Source organism: Bradyrhizobium sp. USDA 4341 (assembly GCF_054063755.1).
Genome location: NZ_JBSSGO010000002.1, coordinates 8276881 through 8297489 on the forward strand (window position 1 = coordinate 8276881; position 20609 = coordinate 8297489).

General features: G+C 60.5%; 21 protein-coding genes and 1 pseudogene. 12 read left to right on the forward strand and 10 right to left on the reverse strand.

Going from position 1 to position 20609, the window contains the following annotated elements; genetic code table 11:
- Positions 1 to 173: 173 nt before the first annotated feature.
- Positions 174 to 1103, reverse strand: a complete 930-nt coding sequence (locus ACVIGB_RS44795) for a LysR family transcriptional regulator (protein ID WP_456724479.1) — start codon at positions 1101 to 1103, stop codon at positions 174 to 176.
- A 102-nt stretch (positions 1104 to 1205) separates the two neighbouring features.
- Here ACVIGB_RS44795 and ACVIGB_RS44800 point away from each other — a divergent pair, with 102 nt between their 5' ends.
- A complete protein-coding gene (locus tag ACVIGB_RS44800) occupies positions 1206 to 2840 on the forward strand; it encodes a flavin-containing monooxygenase (RefSeq protein ID WP_456724478.1) in 1635 nt (544 codons plus the stop codon).
- 308 nt (positions 2841 to 3148) lie between these two features.
- Here ACVIGB_RS44800 and ACVIGB_RS44805 read toward each other — a convergent pair whose 3' ends face one another.
- Positions 3149 to 4063, reverse strand: coding sequence for a LysR family transcriptional regulator (locus tag ACVIGB_RS44805; protein ID WP_456749336.1), 915 nt, complete (start codon positions 4061 to 4063; stop codon positions 3149 to 3151).
- 170 nt (positions 4064 to 4233) lie between these two features.
- Between ACVIGB_RS44805 and ACVIGB_RS44810 the strand changes: the two genes are divergently transcribed.
- From ACVIGB_RS44810 to ACVIGB_RS44850, 9 genes are all read left to right on the forward strand, one after another.
- Positions 4234 to 4980: an SDR family NAD(P)-dependent oxidoreductase gene (locus tag ACVIGB_RS44810; protein WP_456724476.1), complete on the forward strand. Its 747-nt coding sequence runs from the start codon at positions 4234 to 4236 to the stop codon at positions 4978 to 4980.
- A gap of 39 nt (positions 4981 to 5019) precedes the next feature.
- Positions 5020 to 5880, forward strand: coding sequence for an alpha/beta fold hydrolase (locus tag ACVIGB_RS44815; RefSeq protein ID WP_456724475.1), 861 nt, complete (start codon positions 5020 to 5022; stop codon positions 5878 to 5880).
- A complete protein-coding gene (locus ACVIGB_RS44820; RefSeq protein ID WP_456724474.1) occupies positions 5877 to 6509 on the forward strand; it encodes a glutathione S-transferase family protein in 633 nt (210 codons plus the stop codon). Before ACVIGB_RS44815 ends, ACVIGB_RS44820 begins: the two co-directional genes overlap by 4 nt.
- A gap of 48 nt (positions 6510 to 6557) precedes the next feature.
- Complete coding sequence (locus tag ACVIGB_RS44825; RefSeq protein ID WP_456724473.1) at positions 6558 to 7250, forward strand: flavodoxin family protein; 693 nt, start codon at positions 6558 to 6560, stop codon at positions 7248 to 7250.
- A 41-nt stretch (positions 7251 to 7291) separates the two neighbouring features.
- Positions 7292 to 7666, forward strand: coding sequence for a DUF427 domain-containing protein (locus ACVIGB_RS44830; RefSeq protein WP_456724472.1), 375 nt, complete (start codon positions 7292 to 7294; stop codon positions 7664 to 7666).
- Positions 7667 to 7680: 14 nt separating this feature from the next.
- Positions 7681 to 8739, forward strand: a complete 1059-nt coding sequence (locus tag ACVIGB_RS44835) for an SDR family oxidoreductase (protein WP_456724471.1) — start codon at positions 7681 to 7683, stop codon at positions 8737 to 8739.
- Between the two features lie 143 nt (positions 8740 to 8882).
- Positions 8883 to 9629 (forward strand): SDR family NAD(P)-dependent oxidoreductase, encoded by a 747-nt coding sequence (locus ACVIGB_RS44840; RefSeq protein WP_092124771.1) that lies wholly within the window; start codon positions 8883 to 8885, stop codon positions 9627 to 9629.
- A gap of 105 nt (positions 9630 to 9734) precedes the next feature.
- Positions 9735 to 11444, forward strand: a complete 1710-nt coding sequence (locus ACVIGB_RS44845; RefSeq protein ID WP_456724470.1) for an MFS transporter — start codon at positions 9735 to 9737, stop codon at positions 11442 to 11444.
- A 393-nt stretch (positions 11445 to 11837) separates the two neighbouring features.
- Positions 11838 to 12254: a hypothetical protein gene (locus ACVIGB_RS44850; protein ID WP_456724469.1), complete on the forward strand. Its 417-nt coding sequence runs from the start codon at positions 11838 to 11840 to the stop codon at positions 12252 to 12254.
- 1367 nt (positions 12255 to 13621) lie between these two features.
- Here ACVIGB_RS44850 and ACVIGB_RS44855 read toward each other — a convergent pair.
- The 3 genes from ACVIGB_RS44855 to ACVIGB_RS44865 form a co-directional block, all read right to left on the reverse strand.
- On the reverse strand, positions 13622 to 13771 hold the full coding sequence (locus ACVIGB_RS44855; RefSeq protein ID WP_171948089.1) for a hypothetical protein: 150 nt from the start codon (positions 13769 to 13771) through the stop codon (positions 13622 to 13624).
- Positions 13768 to 13974, reverse strand: coding sequence for a hypothetical protein (locus ACVIGB_RS44860; RefSeq protein ID WP_456724468.1), 207 nt, complete (start codon positions 13972 to 13974; stop codon positions 13768 to 13770). The genes ACVIGB_RS44855 and ACVIGB_RS44860 overlap by 4 nt, the downstream gene beginning before the upstream one ends.
- A 166-nt stretch (positions 13975 to 14140) precedes the next feature.
- The gene (locus ACVIGB_RS44865; RefSeq protein ID WP_456724467.1) at positions 14141 to 14338 is read right to left on the reverse strand and encodes a hypothetical protein; all 198 of its coding nucleotides are present in this window, start codon (positions 14336 to 14338) and stop codon (positions 14141 to 14143) included.
- A gap of 237 nt (positions 14339 to 14575) precedes the next feature.
- Here ACVIGB_RS44865 and ACVIGB_RS44870 point away from each other — a divergent pair, with 237 nt between their 5' ends.
- Positions 14576 to 14725 carry a zinc finger domain-containing protein gene (locus ACVIGB_RS44870; RefSeq protein WP_456724466.1) on the forward strand — a complete coding sequence of 50 codons (150 nt, stop codon included), beginning with the start codon at positions 14576 to 14578 and terminating at the stop codon, positions 14723 to 14725.
- A 406-nt stretch (positions 14726 to 15131) separates the two neighbouring features.
- On the opposite strand, the pseudogene ACVIGB_RS44875 reads toward ACVIGB_RS44870, so the two are convergent.
- Positions 15132 to 15537: pseudogene (locus ACVIGB_RS44875) on the reverse strand (hypothetical protein).
- A 217-nt stretch (positions 15538 to 15754) separates the two neighbouring features.
- The gene (locus ACVIGB_RS44880; protein ID WP_456724465.1) at positions 15755 to 15991 is read right to left on the reverse strand and encodes a hypothetical protein; all 237 of its coding nucleotides are present in this window, start codon (positions 15989 to 15991) and stop codon (positions 15755 to 15757) included.
- A gap of 970 nt (positions 15992 to 16961) precedes the next feature.
- On the opposite strand from ACVIGB_RS44880, the gene ACVIGB_RS44885 reads away from it, so the two are divergent.
- Positions 16962 to 17168: a hypothetical protein gene (locus tag ACVIGB_RS44885; RefSeq protein ID WP_456724464.1), complete on the forward strand. Its 207-nt coding sequence runs from the start codon at positions 16962 to 16964 to the stop codon at positions 17166 to 17168.
- Positions 17169 to 17928: 760 nt separating this feature from the next.
- On the opposite strand, the gene ACVIGB_RS44890 is transcribed toward ACVIGB_RS44885, so the two are convergent.
- From ACVIGB_RS44890 to ACVIGB_RS44900, 3 genes are read right to left on the reverse strand one after another with little or no spacing between them, the layout of a single operon-like run.
- Positions 17929 to 19818 (reverse strand): HAD-IIIC family phosphatase, encoded by a 1890-nt coding sequence (locus ACVIGB_RS44890; protein WP_456724463.1) that lies wholly within the window; start codon positions 19816 to 19818, stop codon positions 17929 to 17931.
- A 21-nt stretch (positions 19819 to 19839) separates the two neighbouring features.
- Complete coding sequence (locus ACVIGB_RS44895) at positions 19840 to 20268, reverse strand: MaoC/PaaZ C-terminal domain-containing protein (protein WP_456724462.1); 429 nt, start codon at positions 20266 to 20268, stop codon at positions 19840 to 19842.
- Positions 20265 to 20510 (reverse strand): acyl carrier protein, encoded by a 246-nt coding sequence (locus ACVIGB_RS44900; protein WP_456724461.1) that lies wholly within the window; start codon positions 20508 to 20510, stop codon positions 20265 to 20267. Before ACVIGB_RS44900 ends, ACVIGB_RS44895 begins: the two co-directional genes overlap by 4 nt.
- Positions 20511 to 20609: the final 99 nt, after the last annotated feature.

The window sequence follows — 20609 nt, forward strand, 5'->3', positions numbered from 1 at the left end:
CGTATATCCCAGATTCCAGCCCGCATCCCGGCGGTCCATCTCGGCACTGACTTTCGGAAAACGCTGCTGGAATAGGCGACCATCGTCCGAGCCGGCGCGGGCCACTATCAACGACGCGAACGAAGGCGAAACGGCCGGGACAAACGTGACCAACCATGGTAGCGAAGCACATATTACATGTCCCTGGAAGGCCGACCCTCGCCGATCTTGATGTGCTGCGCCAGAAAGTCGAGGAAGACGCGAATCCGAAGCGGCAGGAGTCCACTCTGCCCAAGATAGACAGCATGCAACTCGTCGATGTCGCCCGGATTGAACTCCTCGAGAACAGGGACAAGCCGATTTGCGGCAATATCATCCTTGACGATGAACGAGGCCAACCGAACCAGGCCGACATTGTTGAGGGCGAGCGTCCGCAACGTATCGCCGTCGCTGGCTTGGACATTTCCGGAGGGCGGTATGGTTCTCTGCAGGCCCTTCTCGGACAAGGGCCAGCTCTTCACCGCTCGGGCATAGCTGAAGTCAAGGCAATTATGCTGCGCAAGCTCATTCGGCGTCTTCGGAACGCCGTGTCGCGCGAAATAGCCCGGTGATCCGACGATAACCATCCGCACAGCGCCCAGCTTTCGCGCAACGAGCTGAGAACTTTTGAGCGGGCCGCTGCGCAGTGCTACGTCGGTTCGCTGTTCGATAAGGTCGATCACCTGATCGGTCAGGGATATCTCCAGAGACAGCTTCGGATAGCCATCGAGGAAGTCGGGGACGATCGGCAACAGCAACGACCGCCCGACCGGGATGTTGGCGCTGACCCTGATTTTTCCGCTCGGGACCTTAGCTTTGGCGACGGATCGCTCGACCTCGTCCAGGTCGGCGAGCAGTCGCGTGCTCCGGTCATAGAACAACCGACCTTCCGACGTGAACTGAAGCCCCCTCGTCGAACGATTGACCAGCCGCGCCCCGAGCCGGGTCTCGAGACGGCCGACAAGCTTGCTGATCGCCGAGGGCGTCATGCGAAGCTCGCGCGCCGCGGCGGAAAACCCTCCGAGCTCGAAGACTCGCGCAAAGACTTCCATCTCGCCGGAACGATTTACGTCCAATCGGGCCATTGTGATTTCATTTCACAAAGAATGTGCCACAGCAAAGTCTACTGCATGACTACTGCCGGGTCCACCTTCGCCAGACCAACGGACCTCGAAGAGTGGACCATCATGAGCACGACTGAAGCGAAGCGAACGAATAACGGCGGGGCAGAAGAGCTCGACGTTCTTATCGTGGGCGCGGGATTTGCCGGCGTTTACCTCCTCGACCGGCTGCGTGGTATGGGCATGTCGGTCCAACTGGTTGAGGCTGGGGGCGGCCTTGGAGGTGTCTGGTACTGGAATTGTTACCCGGGTGCGCGCGTCGACTCTCCCGGCCCGATGTATCAATTTTCGCGTGAGGATCTCTGGCGAGATTGGAAGTTCAGCGAGCTCTATCCTTCGTGGCGAGAAATTCGTGATTACTTTCGCTATATGGACGAGAAGCTCGACCTCAGCCGCGACATTCGCTTCAACACGCGCGTAGAGGGTGCTGAGTTTGACGCGGCGAGCAATCGTTGGACCGTCCGTTCGAGCGATGGCTCCGTAATCAGGCCGCGTTACTTCGTGGTCTGCGTTGGCTTGGGTTCGAAGCCCTACACACCTGACTTGCCCGGCCTGCGCAATTTTTCCGGTGAAAGTCACCATACTGCACTTTGGCCGCAGAACGGTCTGGACCTGGCCGGTAAGCGGGTCGGGGTCATCGGTACAGGAGCGAGCGGGGTGCAGGTGGCCCAAGAGGCGGCTGCCGTGGCGGCCCATCTCACCGTCTTCCAGCGCACGCCCAATCTGGCTCTGCCGATGCGGCAGAAAAAGCTGGACGAAGCGGAAATCAACCGCATGAAGCAGGGTTATGCGGCTGCATACGAGAAACGCAGTGTCTCGTTCGGCGGGTTTGATTACGGCTTTATCGAGAAGGCCGCATCAGAGGTGTCCGACGAAGAGCGGCGAGCGACTTTCGAGCGTGCTTGGGAAGCCGGAGGTTTTGTGCCGTGGGTTGGGTCGTTCAACGATCTTCTCGTCAACGAGCGGTCGAATCGCGCGGCCTACGACTTCTGGCGCGACAAAACGCGGGCGCGCATCAAAGATCCGGCGGTTGCCGAAATCCTCGCGCCGACGGAGCCGCTTCACCCTTACGGAACAAAGCGGCCGTCTCTGGAGCAGAATTTCTTTGATATCTTCAATCAGTCCAACGTGAGCCTTGTCGATCTCCGCAAAACGCCGATTGAGCAAGTGACCAGGGGCGGTGTCGAGACCACGGCCGGCAAGTACGATCTGGATGTTCTGGTCCTGGCCACTGGGTTCGACGCGGTGACTGGTGGACTCACCAGCATCGATATCCGGGGTACCGACGGCAGGACCCTGAAGGAAAAGTGGGCGGACGGCGTTCGAGCCCATCTGGGAGTGGCATCCGCCGGTTATCCAAACCTTCTTTTTGTCTACGGTCCACAAAGTCCGAACGCCTTCGCCAATGGACCGACTGCCGCGGAGCTTCAGGGTGAGTGGGTCGCTAAGATGCTGGACCATGTACGCGGACGCAACTGGGCGCGGTTCGAGGCAACGGCCCCGGCGGAGGAAGCGTGGCGCGAGAAAGTGTTTGAGGCGGCCGACGCAACTCTCATTCCCCGCGCCGACTCGTGGTGGGTCGGCGCGAACATACCCGGCAAGCGGCGGGAGATGCTGGCCTACTCCGGCGGTCTCTCCACGTACATGGCGATATGTAACGAAAGTGCCGTTCGAGGGTATCAGGGATTTGCGATCGGCTAAGCAGCGCTTTACGGTGTTGACCGCCAATTGGCGTCGCTGTCGGAAGTTACAGCGCATTCAGAGGCAGTCGCGTAGCGTTTCAGATCACTGGGTCTCTTTCGGGCATCGCGTGATGTCTGACCCGAGTCCGTAATGTGCTCAAAAGCGCACGTTGGCTAGGCGGCGCCGACCAGCCTCGAATTATAAGTCGATCGGACCACAACGCGGACATCGAACGGCAGAAAGGCCGCGAACTCGATCGAAAGTGACCCAATCGGTCCATGAAGGAATGTTTCCGAATTTTCCGACGATCGCGCGGCAATCAGGATTTATCGGCTGCCGCTCTTTGTAGCTCGAAACTTCAAATCATCCACTTTCGCGAGAATAGATTTTAGGAGTGGCGATGTATTCGCCTCGTTATAGCCGATGACCAAGTCGACCGTTGGCGGCGCACCGCGTATCGGTCGGCTGACGACCGTTTTCGGCAACAGATTTTGCGAGTAGAGCGGAAACAGGCCGATGCCGCCGGTAGACGCCACCAACGAAACCGCCATCGCCAGGTTTTCGGCCTGGTGGTCGGGTTTCACGCCGAAGGGCTTGAGATAATCGCAGATCACAGCCCACAGGGTCGGTGCCCGGATCGGGGATACTCCGATAAACGTCTGGCCTGCGATGTCCTGCGGGCGAATCGAGCTCCGAGCAGCCAAAGCGTGGTCGCGCGGCATCACGACGATCAGCGGGTCCTTTCGCAACAGCCTGAATTTCAGGCCGGGCGTCTGCTTTTCCGGACGCATGAAGGCGAGGTCGATCTTTCCATGTGTGAGACCTGCGGCGAGATCCGGCGAGTCCTGGCTGTGGATGACGACTTCAGTGCTCGGTAACTCGGCGCGCAGGATTTCCATCACGGCCGGCAGCCAGTCCATCTCGTAGCCGGTGAGGAAGCCGATCGCAAACAATGTCCGCGGCGGTTGCGCTGCTCGCCGCGCCGCCTCCGCGGCTGCCTCCGCCTGCGTCAGCGCCAGCCGCGCATGGTCGAGAAAGGCCCGGCCGGCGGCGGTCAATTCGATGCCGTGCATGCCACGGATCATCAACTGAACGCCGACCTCGTATTCGAGATCGCGGATTTGCCGGCTCAGCGAAGGCTGCGCGGTGTGCAGCCGCTTTTGCGCTGCGAGCGTCAGGCTGCCTTCTTCAGCGACCGCGATAAAATAACGAAGGTGCCGCAGCTCCATTCCGACTTCCATATCTTTCAGGCATGTCCCTCAACTTAATAAGTCTTTGGCGAAGACACCAGTGGTTCCTATTTGCCCAATCACGGAAGCGCTCTTGGAGACAAGGTGGGATTCACGACGCTGGCTTCGCGGCAGAGCAATCCATGCTCCGCCGGCAGGACCCATAAATGAGGAATCGGAAGATGAGCAACCCAGTCGTATTGATCACCGGCGCCTTGACCGGCATCGGCCGCGCCGCCGCCATTGCGTTCGCCAGGAAGGGCGCGAAGGTCGTGGTATCCGGCCGGCGCGATGAGGCCGGCAAAGCCCTCGTTAAGGAGTTGCGCGCGCTCGGGTCGGAGGCCGAGTTCATCAACGCCGACGTCCGCAAGGAAGACGACGTTCGCGCCCTGGTCGACAAGACCGTCGCGCGGTTTGGCCGTCTCGATGTCGCGGTCAACAACGCAGCGACCGAAGGGCAGGTCGGTCCGATCACGGACCAGACCGCGGAAAGCTTTGCGGTGACGTTCGAGACCAACGTTCTCGGCGTGGTCCTGAGCATGAAGCACGAGGTGCGCGCCATGCAGGCCCAGGGCAGCGGCAGTATCATAAACATCTCCTCGACCTATGGCCACGAGGGCGCAGCCTTTGCCTCGATCTATGTCGGCGCCAAGCACGCCGTCGAAGGCATCACCAAGTCGGTGGCGCTCGAACTCGCCAAGTCGGGAATTCGCGTGAATGCCGTCGCGCCCGGCCCAACGGACACCGGCATGCTGACCCGCTTCACTGGCACGGCCGAGAACAAGGCGGCGCTGGCGACGCAGGTCCCGCTGGGCCGGCTCGGACTCTCCGAGGAAGTCGCTGACGGCATCGTGTTCATCGCGTCGGACGAAGCCAGGTTCATCACCGGTCACGTCCTCAACGTCGATGGCGGACACAGCGCCAACTGATCCTGTCGGCGCGGAAGGTCGCGCCGCAAGAGGGAAACAATGATTCAGCACAATCATCAGACAGCGCCGACGCAGTTCGTGGAAGCCAACGGTGTCCGCCTTGCGTATCGCCGCTTTGGCAATGCGGCCGGCGTGCCGCTCGTCTTCAACCAACACTTCACCGGCACCATGGACCATTGGGATCCGGCAGTGACCGACGGTCTCGCCAGGGATCGCGAAGTCATCCTGTTCAACAATGCCGGTGTATCCAGTTCCTCTGGAGAGGTGCCGACCAGGATCGAGAAAATGGGCGCCAACGCGGTGGCGTTCATCAAGGCGCTAGGGCTGACGAAGGTCGATGTGCTCGGGTTTTCGATCGGCGGCTTCGTCGCGCAGGAAATCGCCCTTCAGGCGACCGACCTCGTGAGGCGGCTGGTCCTGGTCGGCACCGGCCCGCGGGGTGGCGAGGGCATGGCCACGCTCACGCCGGAGGCGCAGGACATCTTCGGCGCCACCTATGACGAGCCCGATCACCTCTGGCTTCGTGTGCATTTCACGAAATCCGAGAGCAGCCAGGCCGCGGGGCGCGAGTTCCTCCGGCGCTTTCGGCTGCGCGCCGAGGACCGCGATCCCGAGGTCAACGAGAAAGTCGCGCCCGCCCAGATCGAGGCGATTGGCGAATGGGGTGCGCCGCGGGAGAAGCCGTTCGAATACCTGAAGTCGATCCGCCAGCCGACGCTGGTCGTCAACGGCGGCAAGGACGTGATCATCTACTCCGCGAACTCGTTCATCTTGCAGCAGCACCTGCCGGACGCCCAGCTCATCCTCTATCCCGACGCCAATCACGGTTCACAATACCAATATCCCGAGCGGTTCGTCCGGCACGTTTCCCTGTTCCTGTCCGAGGAGGAAGTGCGATGAAACTCCACCACGCTGCGTCCTCACCCAATTCGCGGCGCGTGCGCATCTTCGTCGCCGAAAAGGGACTCTCCATTCCGCTCGTCGCGGTCGATCTTGGCAAGGGCGAACAACATTCCGATGCCTACCGCGCGATCAACCCGCGCCGCGTCGTGCCCACGCTGGTGCTGGAGGACGGCACCGCCATAGGGGAAGTGCCGGCGATCTGGCGGTACATTGAAGAAACCCATCCGGCCCCGCCTTTGCTTGGCGAGACGGCCAAGGAGAAGGCGCTGGTGGCGATGTGGGAGCGGCGCGCCGAAGTGGAAGGCTTTGCCACGGTCATGGATGCCGTCCGCAATGCCGCGCCCGGTCTCAAAGGCCGCGCGATCGCCGGGCCTCATGACTACGAGCAGATTCCCAAACTGGCTGAGCGCAGCAAGCTCCGGGTGAAGAATTTCTTTGCCGACTTTGACGATCGATTGCGCGAGACGCCTTTCGTCGCTGGCCAGCGCTTTTCCGCCGCCGACATCACGACGCTGGTGACATTGGATTTTGCCGCCAAGGCGATCAACCTTCCTGTTCCGGACGAGCACCGTTCGTTGAAGCGCTGGTACGACACCGTTTCAAGCCGATCCAGCATGGCTGCGTAGTCCGTCGTTAGACCTGGCCTGAAACCAAGAGGATCCATGTCAGTTCCAGTGAAAATCGTCATCGTCTATCACAGCGGATATGGTCATACCGCGAAGATCGCCGAGGCCGTCGCGCGCGGTGCGGCAGCCATCGATGGCGCGAGCGTAGACCTTGTCACCGCGGAACAGGCGTCTCGCCGATGGGAGCTTCTCGATGGTGCAGACGCCATCATCATGGGAGCGCCCACATACATGGGTAGCCTGTCGGCACCATTCAAAGCGTTCATGGATGCGACCTCGCACCTTCAATACGCCGAGAAGCGCTGGGAGGGCAAAATCGCCGCAGGCTTCACCAACGGTGCGTCCCGCGGTGGTGACAAGCAGAACTCGCTGGTTCAGCTGATGACGTTTGCGGCCCAGCACCAGATGCATTGGGTCAATCTCGGGCTCAATTATGGGAATAATCGCTCCTACACAAACGAGGACATCCTCAATCGCGACAGCTACACGCTTGGGATGGCTGGCCAGGCTGACATGGACCAGAGTGGTGATGTCGCTCCGCCGCCCTCCGATCTCCGAACCGCGGAGTTCCTTGGCCGTCGGGTGACCGAGGTCGCGCAGGAACTGTCGGCTGGCCGGGTGACGCTCGGCCGCCGATCTAACCGCGGCGTTTCGGGTGGTGCCGACAATCAGGACCCTGAAGGCCGAGGCGTGATGGCTTCCAAACGCAATCGAGGCACCCCTGGACTGGCCACTGCCTAAGGATTCGCACGACCCGATTCCAATTCAGAAGGAGACAAATCATGACCGACAAGCCGATAAGGATTCCGGGACACGATCACCCCATTTCGATCGAAGCGAACTCATCTCGCGTCGTGGTGAAGATCGGTGGAAGGATCATCGCAGACACCCACGATGCGTTGACGCTTCGCGAGGCGTTCTACCCGCCCGTGCAATATATCCCCCGCCGCGACGTCGATTTGGCCGCGCTCACGCGCAGTGAACACACCACCTACTGCCCCTATAAGGGCGACGCGTCCTACTACAGTATTCCAGCGGGCGGCGATCGCTCCGTCAACGCGGTGTGGACTTACGAGACTCCGTTTGAAGCGATGGCGCAGATCAAGGATTACGTCGCGTTTTATCCGGATCGTGTCGACGAGATCGAGGCCATCTAGGGGAGAGACGACAGATGTCGACGACGAAACGTACCGCACTTGTCACGGGTGCTTCGGGCCTTGCCGGTGGCTACATGCTGGCTCACCTGCTTGAGCAGGGTGATTGGGATATCGTTGCGGTGTCGCGCCGCAAGCCACTGATTACCGGCAATTACAGGCATATCGCCGTGGATCTTCTCGATCTGGCGGATTGCCGGGCCAAGCTCGGTCCGCTGACGACTATCTCGCACCTGTTCTATCTGGCCATCACCGAGCGGTCGGATCCCGGCGAGACGGTGTCGGCAAACGCCAACATGTTCTTCAACCTGGTCAAGACCGTCGAGGCGGCGTCACCCGTGCTCGAGCATGTTCATCTTTCCCAGGGCACCAGGTGGTACGGAAATCACCTCGGTCCCTACAAGACTCCGACGAAGGAGGACGATCCGCGGCACATGCCGCCGAATTTCTATTATGACCAGCAGGACTTTCTCGAAGAATTCCAGAAAGGAAAACGCTGGACGTGGTCGGTCGGGCGCCCGCACGCGGTCTGCGGATTCTCCACGGGAGGGCCGATGAACCTGACCCTGGCGATCGCGGTCTACGCCAATGTCTGCAAGGCATTGGGACTGCCGCTGAGCTTCCCGGGCAAACCGGGAGCCTATACCGCACTTTACCAATGCACCGATGCCGCACTTCTGGCAAAGGCGGTCGAGTGGATGGCGACCGATCCGAAATGCGCCAATCAAGCCTTCAACATCACCAACAGTGATCTCATCAGGTGGCAGAACCTGTGGCCCAGATTCGCCAACTTCTTCGGGATGGAGCTGGCTCCGCCACGACACATCAACCTTGCGCGGTCCATGGCGGACAAGGGACCGATCTGGGCGAAGATCGTCGAACAGAACGGGTTGCAGAAATTCCGCTTCGAAGAGATTGCCGCCTGGGGCTACCCGGACGGCGTCTTCGCGTCGGATTACGATATCGTCTCCGATACCAGCAAGGCCCGCCGTTTCGGATTCCACGACCTGGTGGACACCGAGGAGATGTTTCTTCGGATGTTTTCGGACTTTCGGCGTGAGCGGATCATCCCGTAACCTGCCGGGCGTTCGCGTAACGTGCGCCAGAGCCACCTCGTCATCCGCGACGGATGCGATCGAACTAATAGCGAATCACGCTTGAGCGTGGTGCTCCGCAGATCCGTCCCTGACCCAGTCCACTTTTTCACAGGAGAACATCCATGACTGCATCCGTCGTCCTGATCACCGGTGCCTTGACCGGTATCGGCCGCGCCACGGCGCTGGCTTTCGCTCAAGAGGGCGCCCGGATTGTCGTGTCCGGCCGTCGCGACGACGCGGGACATGCCCTGACCCAGGAACTCCGCGGTCTCGGCGTGGAAGTTGAATACATCCGCGCTGACGTTCGCCATGAAGACGACGTCCGCGACCTGATCGACGCGACCGTGGCCCGGTTCGGCCGGCTCGACGTGGCTGTCAACAACGCGGGCACCGAAGGCAAACCCGGTCCGGTGACGGACCAGACCGCCGAAAGTTACGCGGCGACCTTCGGCACCAATGTGCTCGGCGTGCTGCTTAGCATGAAGCATGAGATGCGCGTGATGCAGGCGCAAGGTGGCGGCAGCATTGTGAACCTCTCGTCGACCATGGGACAGCGAGGCGCGCCAGGTGCGTCGCTCTACACCGCCAGCAAGCACGCAGTCGAAGGGTTGACGAAATCCGCCGCCCTCGAAGGCGCGGCGTCAGGCATTCGTGTCAATGCGGTCGCGCCCGGTCCTGTCGAGACCGAAATGCTGGAGCGGTTCACCGGCACCGCCGAGAGAAAGGCCGGACTGGTTGCGAGCGTGCCGCTCAAGCGTGCGGGCACGCCCGCGGAGATCGCCGATGCGATCGTGTTCGTCGCTTCCCGCAAGGCGTCGTTTATCACCGGCCAGATCATCAGCGTGAACGGCGGCAAAACCGCTTCGTAATTCCAAAGAAGGCCCACACCAACCTGGAAATAGCCACGCGCTTCGCCGGCGCAGTGCGCGGTTGCGACCGGCTGAGCCTTTGCCGAACTGACAAGGACGACAGCGATGATCGAGAAAGCGACTGCCTCCGTTCGCGGTACAGTAGCGGGGCGGACTCAGCCTCCAGGCGTAGGACGGTTCGTCCTCGGACGCCGCGCGAGCCTGTTGGTTTCGGCGGGAGTGGTCGGTCACACGCTTTGGACAAGCGCGGCGCCTGCACTGACATACGGGCTTTATGCGGAGGAGTGGCATCTCTCCCATACGATGACGGCGGGAATCTTCGCTATCTATCCCATCGGCGTCGTTGTCATGCTGGTGGGCTTCGGCGGCATTTCCGACCAGATCGGTCGCCGCGCGACCATGTTGGCCGGCCTCTTTGCGTCGCTGATCGGTGCTCTGCTGTTTGCGGTCGCACCTGACGTGTGGTGGGTCTTCGCAGGACGTGCCCTGATGGGCATCGGCGTCGGCCTGGCTGCGAGCCCCTCGACCGCCGCTATCTTGGAGTTCAGCAGTCTGGGATCTGCAAAGCACGCAGCCTCGGTCACGATGGGGGCGCAGGCTGGCGGCTTCGCCGCTGCTTTGCTGCTCGGCGGCGCCTTGACGGAATATGCGCCATGGCCGACGCGCCTTTGCTTCTGGGTTCTTGCTCTTTTCCTCATTGTCCTCGTCATCGGGACGTGGCATTTGCCGCGTCGTAAAACCGGCGGTGTCGGCGGCGACTGGCGCTCGCGGATGCCTTCCGTTCCGAAGCCTATACGTTGGGCTTTCGCGGTGTCATCGACCGCTATGGTGGCGGCCTACACATTCGGCGTTCTGGTCCTCTCGCTCGGCGGTCAAGTCGAGCATGACCTGATTGGTTCGCCCAATGCCTTTCTCAACAGCGCCGTCCTTTCACTCTTTCCCATCGTCATGGCAGCGATCGGGATCATCGCCCGGACTCTTTCGCCGCGGACGGCACTGATCGCCGGCGCGCTGGTCTCCTGTCTGGGTATGGTGCTGCTCATGTTGGCGGTCAATTTCCGTGATCTGGTTGTCTACTTGCTGGCCACCGCCGCCGCGGGAGGGGCGTACAGCCTGTTGTTTGTCGGCGGTCTGCAAGTGATCAGCATGGCAGTGACCGAACGCAACCGCGGCGGCGTACTTTCCGCTCTTTATCTCTTGGGCTATTTGTCGATGGGCGCGCTCGCCCTCGTACTAGGCGCTATCGCAACAACGCGCGGACTTGATTTCGCTGTTGATCTTGGCGCTGTAGCGATCATCCTGATGAACGCCGCGACGCTTGTTCTCGCAATGATCACGCCGTCACAAGTGCTTGGGCCGCCAGTCGTCGGCGAGTTTGATGCGATCGGCAAGAAAGTCGAGGAAGACACGGATCCGCAGCGGCAGGAGCCCAATCTGCCCAAGACAGACAGCATGCAATTCGTCGATGTCGCCCGGATTGAACGCCTCGAGGACAGGGACGAGACGATTGGTGGCAATATCATCCTTGACTATGAACGAGGCCAACCGAACGAGGCCGACATTATCGAGGGCGAGCGTCCGCAACGCATCGCCATCGCTGGCCTGGACATTTCCGGAGGGCGGGATCTTTCTCTGCACTGTGCGGTGCTAACCAATGGGAACACCACACCTGCTGCGCCTATGTTGAGAGCAGACTTCACCATCGCTTCGTCGCGCTTGCCGACCCTCACCACAGGGCGGCATTTCGTACCAGCAGTCGAGGCAATCATGGCATGGAGGTGTCGGGGACCGACTGCCCAAGCTCTTGATCGATGACAACCGCATCTGCACCAGGCTGTCCGAGAGCCTGGGTAACGACCGGCGGCGGGATTGTGCAAATGAAGGAGGTACGGACTGTTGGCGTAGCCTCGGGCATGGCGAAGCTCTCTTGGCAATGAGTTTCGTAGATAGCGAAACTCTCCCATCTCTACGCCGACGGTGCAATGAGGCGAAGTCGCCTTTGGGCCCCTTGGCGACATCCCTGCGGTCGCGCGACATGTCCGCTTACCTCTCGAAGGGGCCATCCCGGATTTATGAGTGCATGCCTAAATCCGGGTAACGGCAGTCATCATCGGCTCTCATCGCGAAGCTTTTCGCGCACCGGGTTCTTGACTGGCGATTAACCAATCTCATCCATACTGCACGGCCAGCCAGACCGGAGACGTGGAAGTGTCCTTCCAACTGACCGTCCTGAAAGTGCTGGCCGGCCAGTCCGCCGGGCGAGCCTCCGTTGCCGACTTGCGGCTCGCGGTTGCAATCTTGGTGAATAGCGGCAGAGACTGGACCGATCGCATGAAGCGGTTGGCCGAGCATGCGCCGGACCTGAATATCTTCTCGGCCAAGTTCGTGCTTCGCGATGACGCGGGCTGGGAAATCACGGCGGAGGGGCGGCTATTCCTGGCCGCGCTAGAAACTGCGGTCGCCGTTCGAAGATCGCCGCTTCGATCAGTGGACGATCCGCCAACGACTGAACCCGCCGCGCCGGGGGCGACAGATGCGACGAGATTGCCTGATCCTCCTCGAAATCGTCGTCAACGAACGCGGCGTCGCCGCGGCAAGGGCCGATCAAATCGACAGACGGCGTGAAGCGTACGGATTCTCAATCGCGTGACGCGATTGCGAATCCTCGCTTGATCGCGGTTTGAAAAACAGTTTATTGAGCAAGATCATTCGTCGTCAGGTGCGCTAAAGCCGGCGACCGGCCGCCAATCGAAGCCAGTCATAGGCTCTGGCAGCAGAGTGGCGTTGAAAGCGTACGCCGTTCGAACTAGCGTCGACGACGCCCCAAAAGTGCTCCGATCAGAAGGGCCGTAGCTAACATCTCAAGGGGGGCTTCACGAGTTGCCGCGCTGACACGATCGCTCCAAGTCGGACGCGTTCGATCCTCCGCTCGTCACCGGCATTGCGAACAACGGGCGCAGAGTAATCAGGGAAGGCGCCCGGCATGGGCGCCAGATTGCCGACGTACCCGTCGACGGCCCGAAACAGGTTCAGGATCGCGGCTTGGTTGGTCGTGATCCTGTATAGATTGCACATCGTCGCTCAAACATGCGGCGTTCCCGCTTTGTCGTCGAGTGCTTTGTCGGCTGCGCGGCCTTCGGCCAATGCTTCCACGGCGTCGACAACTCGTCGACGCGCCTCCCTATCTTTGATCGAGCGATATGCTCGCAGCAGACGGAATATTTCTGTGGCGTCTCGGGCAAGCCGTTCCTTCGTCAAAATAAAACCCTGTGACTCAACGCTGAATGCACGCCGTCAAGTGTCGGCTCCATCGATAGTACTGGCCGCAAGGCGGCGTGGGCCTGGAGGTGGCAGGACATTCATTCCGAACGGGTCGCGCTTCTTGCCAACCATCACGCACGCAGGAACCAAAGACCGTAGTATGGCAACCGGCGCCGCATGTACCGTGTGCGCGGGCGCCGCCAGTGACGGTGAGAGCAACTAGACTCAAACTGATACCAAGCATTAAGCGCACCATTCTTCGTGTTCCTCGCAGTCACCTTCGTTAAATCGAAATGGTATGCGAGCCGCAGGCGGCGCGGCATGGGGGCAATGGTAGTAGCGCGCCGCCGCAATTGAGAATCTCAGTAGACGAAAGTCGAAAAAGTCGTAACGTCGAAGGTGGAGGCTTGCCGCCGCTGCAGCCTCCAAAGCCCCGGTAGCCCCAGCTCACCCCCTGAGCTGGGGCTCGCCGTGCCGCTCTGAGTCGCACCTCAAGCATGATGGATAGCGTTGGGTACAGCCTCATCGGTTTAGCGCTAATTGCCGTCGGCGTGGGGACTCTTCTGTTGGGATGAAGCGAGGTCTCGGCTCTTTGTCCGGGTTGTCGAAACTTCCGCAGATGCTTTGCGTCGGATCAAAAGTCCTATGCAGCCGACGATCACTAGCAGTGTCCCGGCGATCAGCAGCCAATGCGGCCATTGCAATGACAGCAACAAGTCCTTTGCCATCTTTCACTCCAGAACGTCGTACTCAAACGCCACGCCCTCGGGATCGTTTTCTTCGAACCATTTCTCAGCGGCCTCGATTGTCGCGAAGACCTTGATGTGGTTCTCGTCGCCGGCCTTCTTAGCGGTGTCTGTGTAGATCCAAACAGTATTCATCGCATCAGCTCGAAGAGTTCTTTGACCTCGCTCAACCGTAACTTGATGCCCGCCGGCATATGCTCGAGCAGCATAGGCCTGGTGCCGACGGCGATCCGGTCGCGCCGGCTGCCATCATGCTCGGCGTGATACGCGCGCCGGTCCGCGGCAAACTGGCGCGCGACTTCTGGCCGGATATCGATCGGCTTTCGCGTGATGGGCATGGCCCAAAGCTAACGCAACAACGCCGCCAAGCTTAAAATACTCGCTGGCGGCGCTGGTCTAGCCCCGGGAAGGATATGCAAAATCCCGACATGTAGGAGTCGGCACAAAGCGTGCCATGGTTCATGTCTCAAACGGATTACTACCGTCGGAGTATGCGGAGGCAGCTTATGCGAACAGATGATCTGTCGCGGGTTTTTCCCCACGACTCATAAATTTCAACATGCCGATCGCGAAACGCTCTTCTGATAAGCGCCGTTCGATGAAGTGTGTCTCGACGTCGCTAAGTTTGGTGCGCAGCAAGCCTTGGTAACGCTCAATGTTTTGCTCGTGCACGCGCAACATTGCAATCTTTCGGTCTTCCATATACGCCCCCTGTGTCTTGGAGGCGCTTTCGCGCCGGTACCGTGATCACTTACATGTAAGAATCGACACCACGATGACTGTCACCTCGCGGCGACCGTCAAATTCGGAGTATGTGTACATCGGGGATTTTCACGGAAACAGTAATGCAGCCGATAGAGGCTCCGCAACTAAATTAATTGTAGCAGCGCTATTCTTTTGAAAGAGGCCGCCAACTGAGGTGGCTGGAAAGGTTCGGAAATGCAGCCGAAGATCAAAGAGCGTATCTGCCCGGACTGCAATGGAACGGGCTCCCAACCGGTTACGCAGCAGGCAAAGCCGGGCCACAAAATCTATCCGCTCAAATGCAAGACCTGTGATGGCAAGGGCAGGATCACAGAGGACAACTGAGGCGGGCCTTACTTCTGACCCAGCACTTTACCGATCTTGCTGTTGACAAAGTGGCTTAGGCCGCAGCCTTGGCATTCGACCTGTTGATAATCGTCGTGGGTTTCGCGCGCATTCGGCACCTCTTCCATCCGGCACTGAGCGTTCAGGCCGGAGGTCGGGCACTACCGTGCTCGTCGGTCTTGGCCTGATTTATGCTTCGAGATAGCCGACATGGAGGAAGCGCAATGAGGCGGGACCTTTTGGCTATCTGCGGCGGAATACTCGCGACCGGCGCTATCGCTTGGACCTTTTGGGGCAATCCGGTGAACGTGCCGCATATGCACGGGCTCCAGACGATGGCGGCGGATCGAGACTTGAGATTCGTCTCCCAGCGAAGTCCATATATGCGGGACGAGCGTTAGGACCATCATCGCTCTCCTGGCCACCAAGTCGACGGCGGGTGCATGGCGGAAATCCTGTTTGTTCGCAATGCCAGCAGGTGGCTGCGCTTGAACGGATGGCCTTGCCGGCACGAGCATTCCTTGCATCGCATGTAGCGCTCGAGCTCGTGGATCGGCGTCCACTTTGGACGCCGCACGATATCCAGTGCGACCGTCTGATGGGTCTCGCAGCCGAGGCACTTCACCTCGAGAGCCGGCGCTTAAGGCGTCCCCGAGTGCAGGTGAGGGCTGGGCTGGCCCTTGGAACGCAAGCATGCGAGCGTTCCACGCTTGGCAGCCCACGGCGTCGGCATCCAGACGCGCTTCCTTGGCCCGCTCGGCCAGATGCCGGACGGTGACGCCGAACATGTACTCCCAAGATTTCGAGCCCATGCGATCAGAAAGCAGGACTCTAACAGCGCAGCAAATTGTCAATCGGTTGAGGTGGGGAACAGGGCGGCCCTACTGCGCATCGTGGCTGTGGATAGAGACGCCCAAGGCTGGCCGAAACGGCCCGCATGTTGAGCGAGCCATCTAGGGGGCAATCCGCGTGATGGTGAGCCTTGGTGATGTCGTCCGGCAACGTCGTCGCCAAGGCTCTCACGGCTCTTCAATGGGTGTGGATCGCGTCGTAAGCGTGGGCGCCAAAGACGACGGCGCTTAGAAACAGCAGACCGATGATCGCGATTTCCATCATGACACTTCCCCTTATCATTTTGGGGAGGTTGTACCAGCCGAGTGTTTCCGGCCGGTTTCGCCAGTTGGTTAAAATGGTTTCGTGGGCCGCGGGCCTGACGCGTCGCTGAGCGCCGGCAATTGGCTGTGCCGGGCCTTGGAAGGCGAGCATCCTATCGGAAACTGATCCGCGCTGGGCATCCAGCACAGCCTCAAGAACCGTGAGGCAAAAGCCGTGGAGCGGGCTGGCGATGCCAGCTTGGCCCGGTGGCGACTTATCGGCAGCGGTCGAGCACCCAGGTGAGCGGCGAGATGTTCTTGAGATTAGGCATCGTCGAACTCACGCGACGGAAGCTACCTATGGTCGCTGGCAATTAAATATCGATAGATGACCTTTGGAATCAGCAGCTTCACATTCGTCTGAGGACAAGGACTTAAGGGCGTTTATCGCGATGGCCAGCAGCCCCACGATGAGCAGCGCCATGGCCCATTGCGGTGACGGGAGAATAGGCCGAAGACGAACAGGCCGGCGAGCAAAAGCAGAAATCCGCCAACTACGAGTTCGGTAAGCTCCATGGGGGCGCTCCCTCAAGGGCGAACGAGCCTTCCCCGAATAGCGTATTCCCCTAGGGAAGGGGATGGATTTTTGCCAAATCAGCTCTCGGGCCGGGGGCGGCGTCCGCGGCGGGCGCCTCCGGTGCTACTGAGCAGGAACTGACGGTTTGGCGTCCTCGGTCCACTTGCGACCGTCCGGCGCCGTGACCCTGACTTGGCCGGCGCGGAGGCCCGCTATGATTTTCCGGTAGTCGCCGTTTTCATCCGTGTAGCCGACGCGAGCTCGATCTTGCTCCGCAGTTTCGCGTTGAAGCGGCCCGTCAGCGGCGAAGCGCTGCTGGGCGCGCTCAAGCGCGGGCCGAGGTCGGTGCTGCACCGCCGGCGGCTGGGACAATAGAGCAAGGCGCGGGGCTACGGCCCCGCGCCATCCTGCCGCTGGGGCGCAATTCTGTTCACGCACGGAGACCCACGGAAACATTCTGTGTGCCGATGCCGGGCGGATTGCTGGCGCTGTGACCACGACGATACAGTGATGCCGGTCCAACGATGCTAACCAACCTGCACCTGAACCAAGACGGGGTTGTGTCGTGTCGGGATCCGATCGTTGGAGCGCTGCCAATGGGCGTTTTTCGTCCGGCGAAGCGCCGCATCTGCGCGATGAACAGCAGCAGTTTGACCACTATCACAAGTTCAACGACGCGATCTCGCGCTCGACGCAGAGTTTCTCAAAAACCGTAATCTTGGATCGATACAATCCGCCCGTTCGGCGCTCCGGTTACCGTCCCGGCGCCTGACCCGTTGGTCCCAAAAAGATACGCCGCCGGGCCCGAAATGATTTGTCCCGGCGACGCCCTGTCTCAATCTGGGGACTGCAATCCCAGCGGATGAATATCAGCAACGGCTATGCCACGAGGATATGCTGGAGGGCGCGAGGGCTACGGCCCCGCGTCATGCCTCTTCGGAGTCAGCGAGGGTCTTAGAAGCGGTAGTTGACGCCGACCTTGACGGTCGACACGTCGTAGCCCCTCAACCGCGGATCATGGCGACGGTAACTGGTGCGCTTGTCGTCAGATCCGGTCACGCTGTCTGTCCCAACGCGTTCTGAAATTGCCCAGTAACCTATTGATCGGATTGGGCGCCGAATTGGCCTGTAGTTCAGAACCGACGTTGATATTGCTCGAAATCCTCGCGGATTTTGATTCCGCCATTCGGAGGTTCGATCCCTCCCGCCCCAGTCATCCAGTGCACGATGTCAGCTAAGTACCTGAAAAAGCACGTGTATAGGCCGAAACTGGCCGGCTTCCATGGGTTGGCATCAGCCGCCGCCACGTCGGCGGCATCCGGGGCGAGATCATTGAAAGTCTCTCGCCCGTCGCTGCAAGTTCCCGTTTTGCGAGCGAATCCGGGGGAGGCCGATTCGATCGCGAGACAGCGAGACAGTCTGCTTCGCTGACCGTCTCAGACCAGGAAAGCGCGGAGCAGCCAGCCGGCGCGAGATCCAGCCGCTGCGGCTACCGCTCCGCGGTCAGCGGCGCGGGGCGCGAACGCCGGACCTCAGGCATTTTCGGCGTCGCGAATAACCTCGAACGGCAAGGACGGGACGTCGTATTCGGAGATGTCCAGCTTCCAGATGTGGTGGTCATCTGTGCCGCCGGCCGGCGCAAATCCGAGCTTCTTGTACAGGTCGCGCACCAACCCGTTCTTGGCGGTGGGCAGGTAGCTTCCCTCGAGCGTATCGACGCCATTCAAACGGCAATGGCGGACAAGTTCGGCAATGATGGCTTCCTCAACCCGCCGCCCGAGGACCCGGCAGCTCATCAACCAGGTGTCGATGTCGTAGCTCGTGTCCTTCTTGCGCGCAATCACGACACCGATGACCCCGTTGTCACCAAAGCGGTCGCGAAGCCTGATCTGGAAGGTCAGGCAATCGGGCGAACGCGACATGGTCTCGACTTCGGAATGCGTGTAGCGCCGCGTCGTCAGATTGAACTGATTGGTCTTGTTGATGAGTTGCGCGATCCGCCCCAGATTGACGGCATCGAACGCGTGGAATTCGATCGTCATTCCGAGCGAGGCCAGAAACTCTTCCATGTCGCGGGACTTCGCCGACAGCTCCGCGCGTTGGGCATTTGCCTGATAGAGGTCACCGCGCTGACGATCCTCTTCGGAAAACGTCACGGCTTCGAAATAGCCCGCGTTCAGAAGCGTACGCGCGTAGAGCGAAGGATCGGTGGGCAGTTCGGGCACGGCCACCATCGGCAGCGCCTTTCGGACCTGGCTCCGCTCGGCGGGGTTGTCGTCGAGCAGCACCATGGAATCCAGCCCGATATTCAGCGTCTTGGCGATGGCTTCGATGTTGGTCGCCTTGTCGCTCCAGTTGGCCTGAAAGACCGCAATATGCTCGAGCTTCAGCGACATCTCGGGATGCTCCCGGAACGGTTGTCGCGCGACTTCATCCGTATTCTTCGAGCATACCGCCAGGATAACGCCGCGATCGCGCAGCTGAAGCGCCGTTCGCTGGATTTCGGAGAAGGCTTCTCCGACCCCATCGCCCTGTCCGAGAACGATCCCTTCCAGTCCGTCGTCGCCAATCGTGCCGCCCCAGATCGTGTTGTCGAGATCGAGCACGAGGCATTTGCGGGCGTTGCCGCGGATGGCGCCAAGCAGGCGTCCAACATATTCAACGTAGACCGGCACCATTGTCTGCGCGAATGGCAGCTTGTAGAGATTCCACTGCACGGGATTGTGCCAGTTCTGGGTGCCGATCGATTCCGCCAAGGCAGCGACGTCGAGTATGTAGTCACCCCGCTTCGCGGCGAGCTCGCGAAGCCCGTCGTTAAAATCCTGAATCTGGCGGCGCATCGACATCGAGACTTGCGCGTCCATGCTTCCGAACAGTGGCTGCGGAGGGCAGGCAACGGTCTGGAAAATGACCGGCACTCCGGCGCCGCGCTCGAGACCTTCACGTATCATGCCCACGTAGTCGAGGGCGGACTGGTTCGACGAGCTGCTGCCGCCGTCGTTGAGGGGCAATCCGTGGAAATCGAGCGCCAGCAGAACGGCGTCGGGCTTGGACGAGTTGATCGCGGAGGATGGATCGAGCGCTTCCTGCACAACCTGATCGTAATCAGCCTGAGTCACGCGGAGCAGGACGCCATGACGCGCGGCGCCTGCGGCAAGGGCAGGGGCGAACAGGCATGTCGTACCGTTACCGAGCAATCCAAGATGAAATTCGCGAAGCGGCGAAATCGCCTTCTTCTTGGTTCGCGCGCGTTCGATGCTCTTCGAAAGGCGCGTGAGCTGGTCCGTGTTGAGGTTTTTGGCGGCAAGTGCGGCGATCTCGGCGCCGTTCGGCTCGTCGGACGCGTCAAGCGCGCTGCATAGCGCCTTGAAGTCCGCCGGCGGCGCCTCTAACCAGGGCAGTTCTTGAAGCTGAAACGTCATGGCGTCGACCCCAGGATGGAATCATTCATCTAGAAGTTTGGATCCGGCGGTGCCGCTGGCTATCAGTTTCTCACCCGCGTACACCCGAAACTTCAGGCTGACGGTATGAGTGGATTGCGACACATGAGTGAGCTCGCCGTTAAAGGTCGCTTCCTCGTCGATGTAGAGCGGCTTGTTGAAGTCGATCCGCCAGCTCGTCGCCAGCCCGAGGTCGCCCGGCAAGTGCATTCCGACCAGATGCGAAAGTCTGGCGACCGTGAGCGCGCCGTACACCACGGGTCCCGCGAATCCGCGGCTCCGCGCGAATTCGGAATCGATATGAATGCGGCTCGAATCTCCTGACAGCTTTCGGAAGGCATCCATCTCGCTCTGACCGATCCGGAACGGAAGCGAGACGGTCATGCCTTCCTTAAGCTCGTTCCACAGCAGCACTCGTGGCTGTTCGCTCAACGCGCAGCTCTTTGACGAATGACGTTGACGAACTCGCCGACGTTCTTCAGGGCGGCAACCTCGCCGGTCGAGAACTGGATCTTGAACTCCACCTCGACAGCGACGACCAGCCGAATATTGCTCAGGCTGTCCCACGCCGGCACTTCTGCAGCGGTCATTTCCGGATGGGGCGTTAGCGCGTCGTCGTCGAAGACGTCCCGGAAAATCGGCGTGAGGCGGGAATAGATTTCCTCGTCAGTCATCACAATCATCCCATGATTTGGGTGAGACGGCGGCGTCGAAATTGCCGAGCAAGCCCCGTAAAATCCGCCTTTTCGGCGCGAGAACTAGCAGATGGCACC

Excerpts from the sequence above, each read along its gene's own strand:
- ACVIGB_RS44795 (WP_456724479.1), bottom strand. The coding sequence starts at position 1,103 with ATGGCCCGATTGGACGTAAATCGTTCCGGCGAGATGGAAGTCTTTGCG.
- ACVIGB_RS44800 (WP_456724478.1), top strand. The coding sequence starts at position 1,206 with ATGAGCACGACTGAAGCGAAGCGAACGAATAACGGCGGGGCAGAAGAG.
- ACVIGB_RS44805 (WP_456749336.1), bottom strand. The coding sequence starts at position 4,063 with ATGGAAGTCGGAATGGAGCTGCGGCACCTTCGTTATTTTATCGCGGTC.
- ACVIGB_RS44810 (WP_456724476.1), top strand. The coding sequence starts at position 4,234 with ATGAGCAACCCAGTCGTATTGATCACCGGCGCCTTGACCGGCATCGGC.
- ACVIGB_RS44815 (WP_456724475.1), top strand. The coding sequence starts at position 5,020 with ATGATTCAGCACAATCATCAGACAGCGCCGACGCAGTTCGTGGAAGCC.
- ACVIGB_RS44820 (WP_456724474.1), top strand. The coding sequence starts at position 5,877 with ATGAAACTCCACCACGCTGCGTCCTCACCCAATTCGCGGCGCGTGCGC.
- ACVIGB_RS44830 (WP_456724472.1), top strand. The coding sequence starts at position 7,292 with ATGACCGACAAGCCGATAAGGATTCCGGGACACGATCACCCCATTTCG.
- ACVIGB_RS44835 (WP_456724471.1), top strand. The coding sequence starts at position 7,681 with ATGTCGACGACGAAACGTACCGCACTTGTCACGGGTGCTTCGGGCCTT.
- ACVIGB_RS44840 (WP_092124771.1), top strand. The coding sequence starts at position 8,883 with ATGACTGCATCCGTCGTCCTGATCACCGGTGCCTTGACCGGTATCGGC.
- ACVIGB_RS44845 (WP_456724470.1), top strand. The coding sequence starts at position 9,735 with ATGATCGAGAAAGCGACTGCCTCCGTTCGCGGTACAGTAGCGGGGCGG.
- ACVIGB_RS44855 (WP_171948089.1), bottom strand. The coding sequence starts at position 13,771 with ATGAATACTGTTTGGATCTACACAGACACCGCTAAGAAGGCCGGCGAC.
- ACVIGB_RS44860 (WP_456724468.1), bottom strand. The coding sequence starts at position 13,974 with ATGCCCATCACGCGAAAGCCGATCGATATCCGGCCAGAAGTCGCGCGC.
- ACVIGB_RS44865 (WP_456724467.1), bottom strand. The coding sequence starts at position 14,338 with ATGGAAGACCGAAAGATTGCAATGTTGCGCGTGCACGAGCAAAACATT.
- ACVIGB_RS44870 (WP_456724466.1), top strand. The coding sequence starts at position 14,576 with ATGCAGCCGAAGATCAAAGAGCGTATCTGCCCGGACTGCAATGGAACG.
- ACVIGB_RS44880 (WP_456724465.1), bottom strand. The coding sequence starts at position 15,991 with ATGCTCGCCTTCCAAGGCCCGGCACAGCCAATTGCCGGCGCTCAGCGA.
- ACVIGB_RS44890 (WP_456724463.1), bottom strand. The coding sequence starts at position 19,818 with ATGACGTTTCAGCTTCAAGAACTGCCCTGGTTAGAGGCGCCGCCGGCG.
- ACVIGB_RS44900 (WP_456724461.1), bottom strand. The coding sequence starts at position 20,510 with ATGACTGACGAGGAAATCTATTCCCGCCTCACGCCGATTTTCCGGGAC.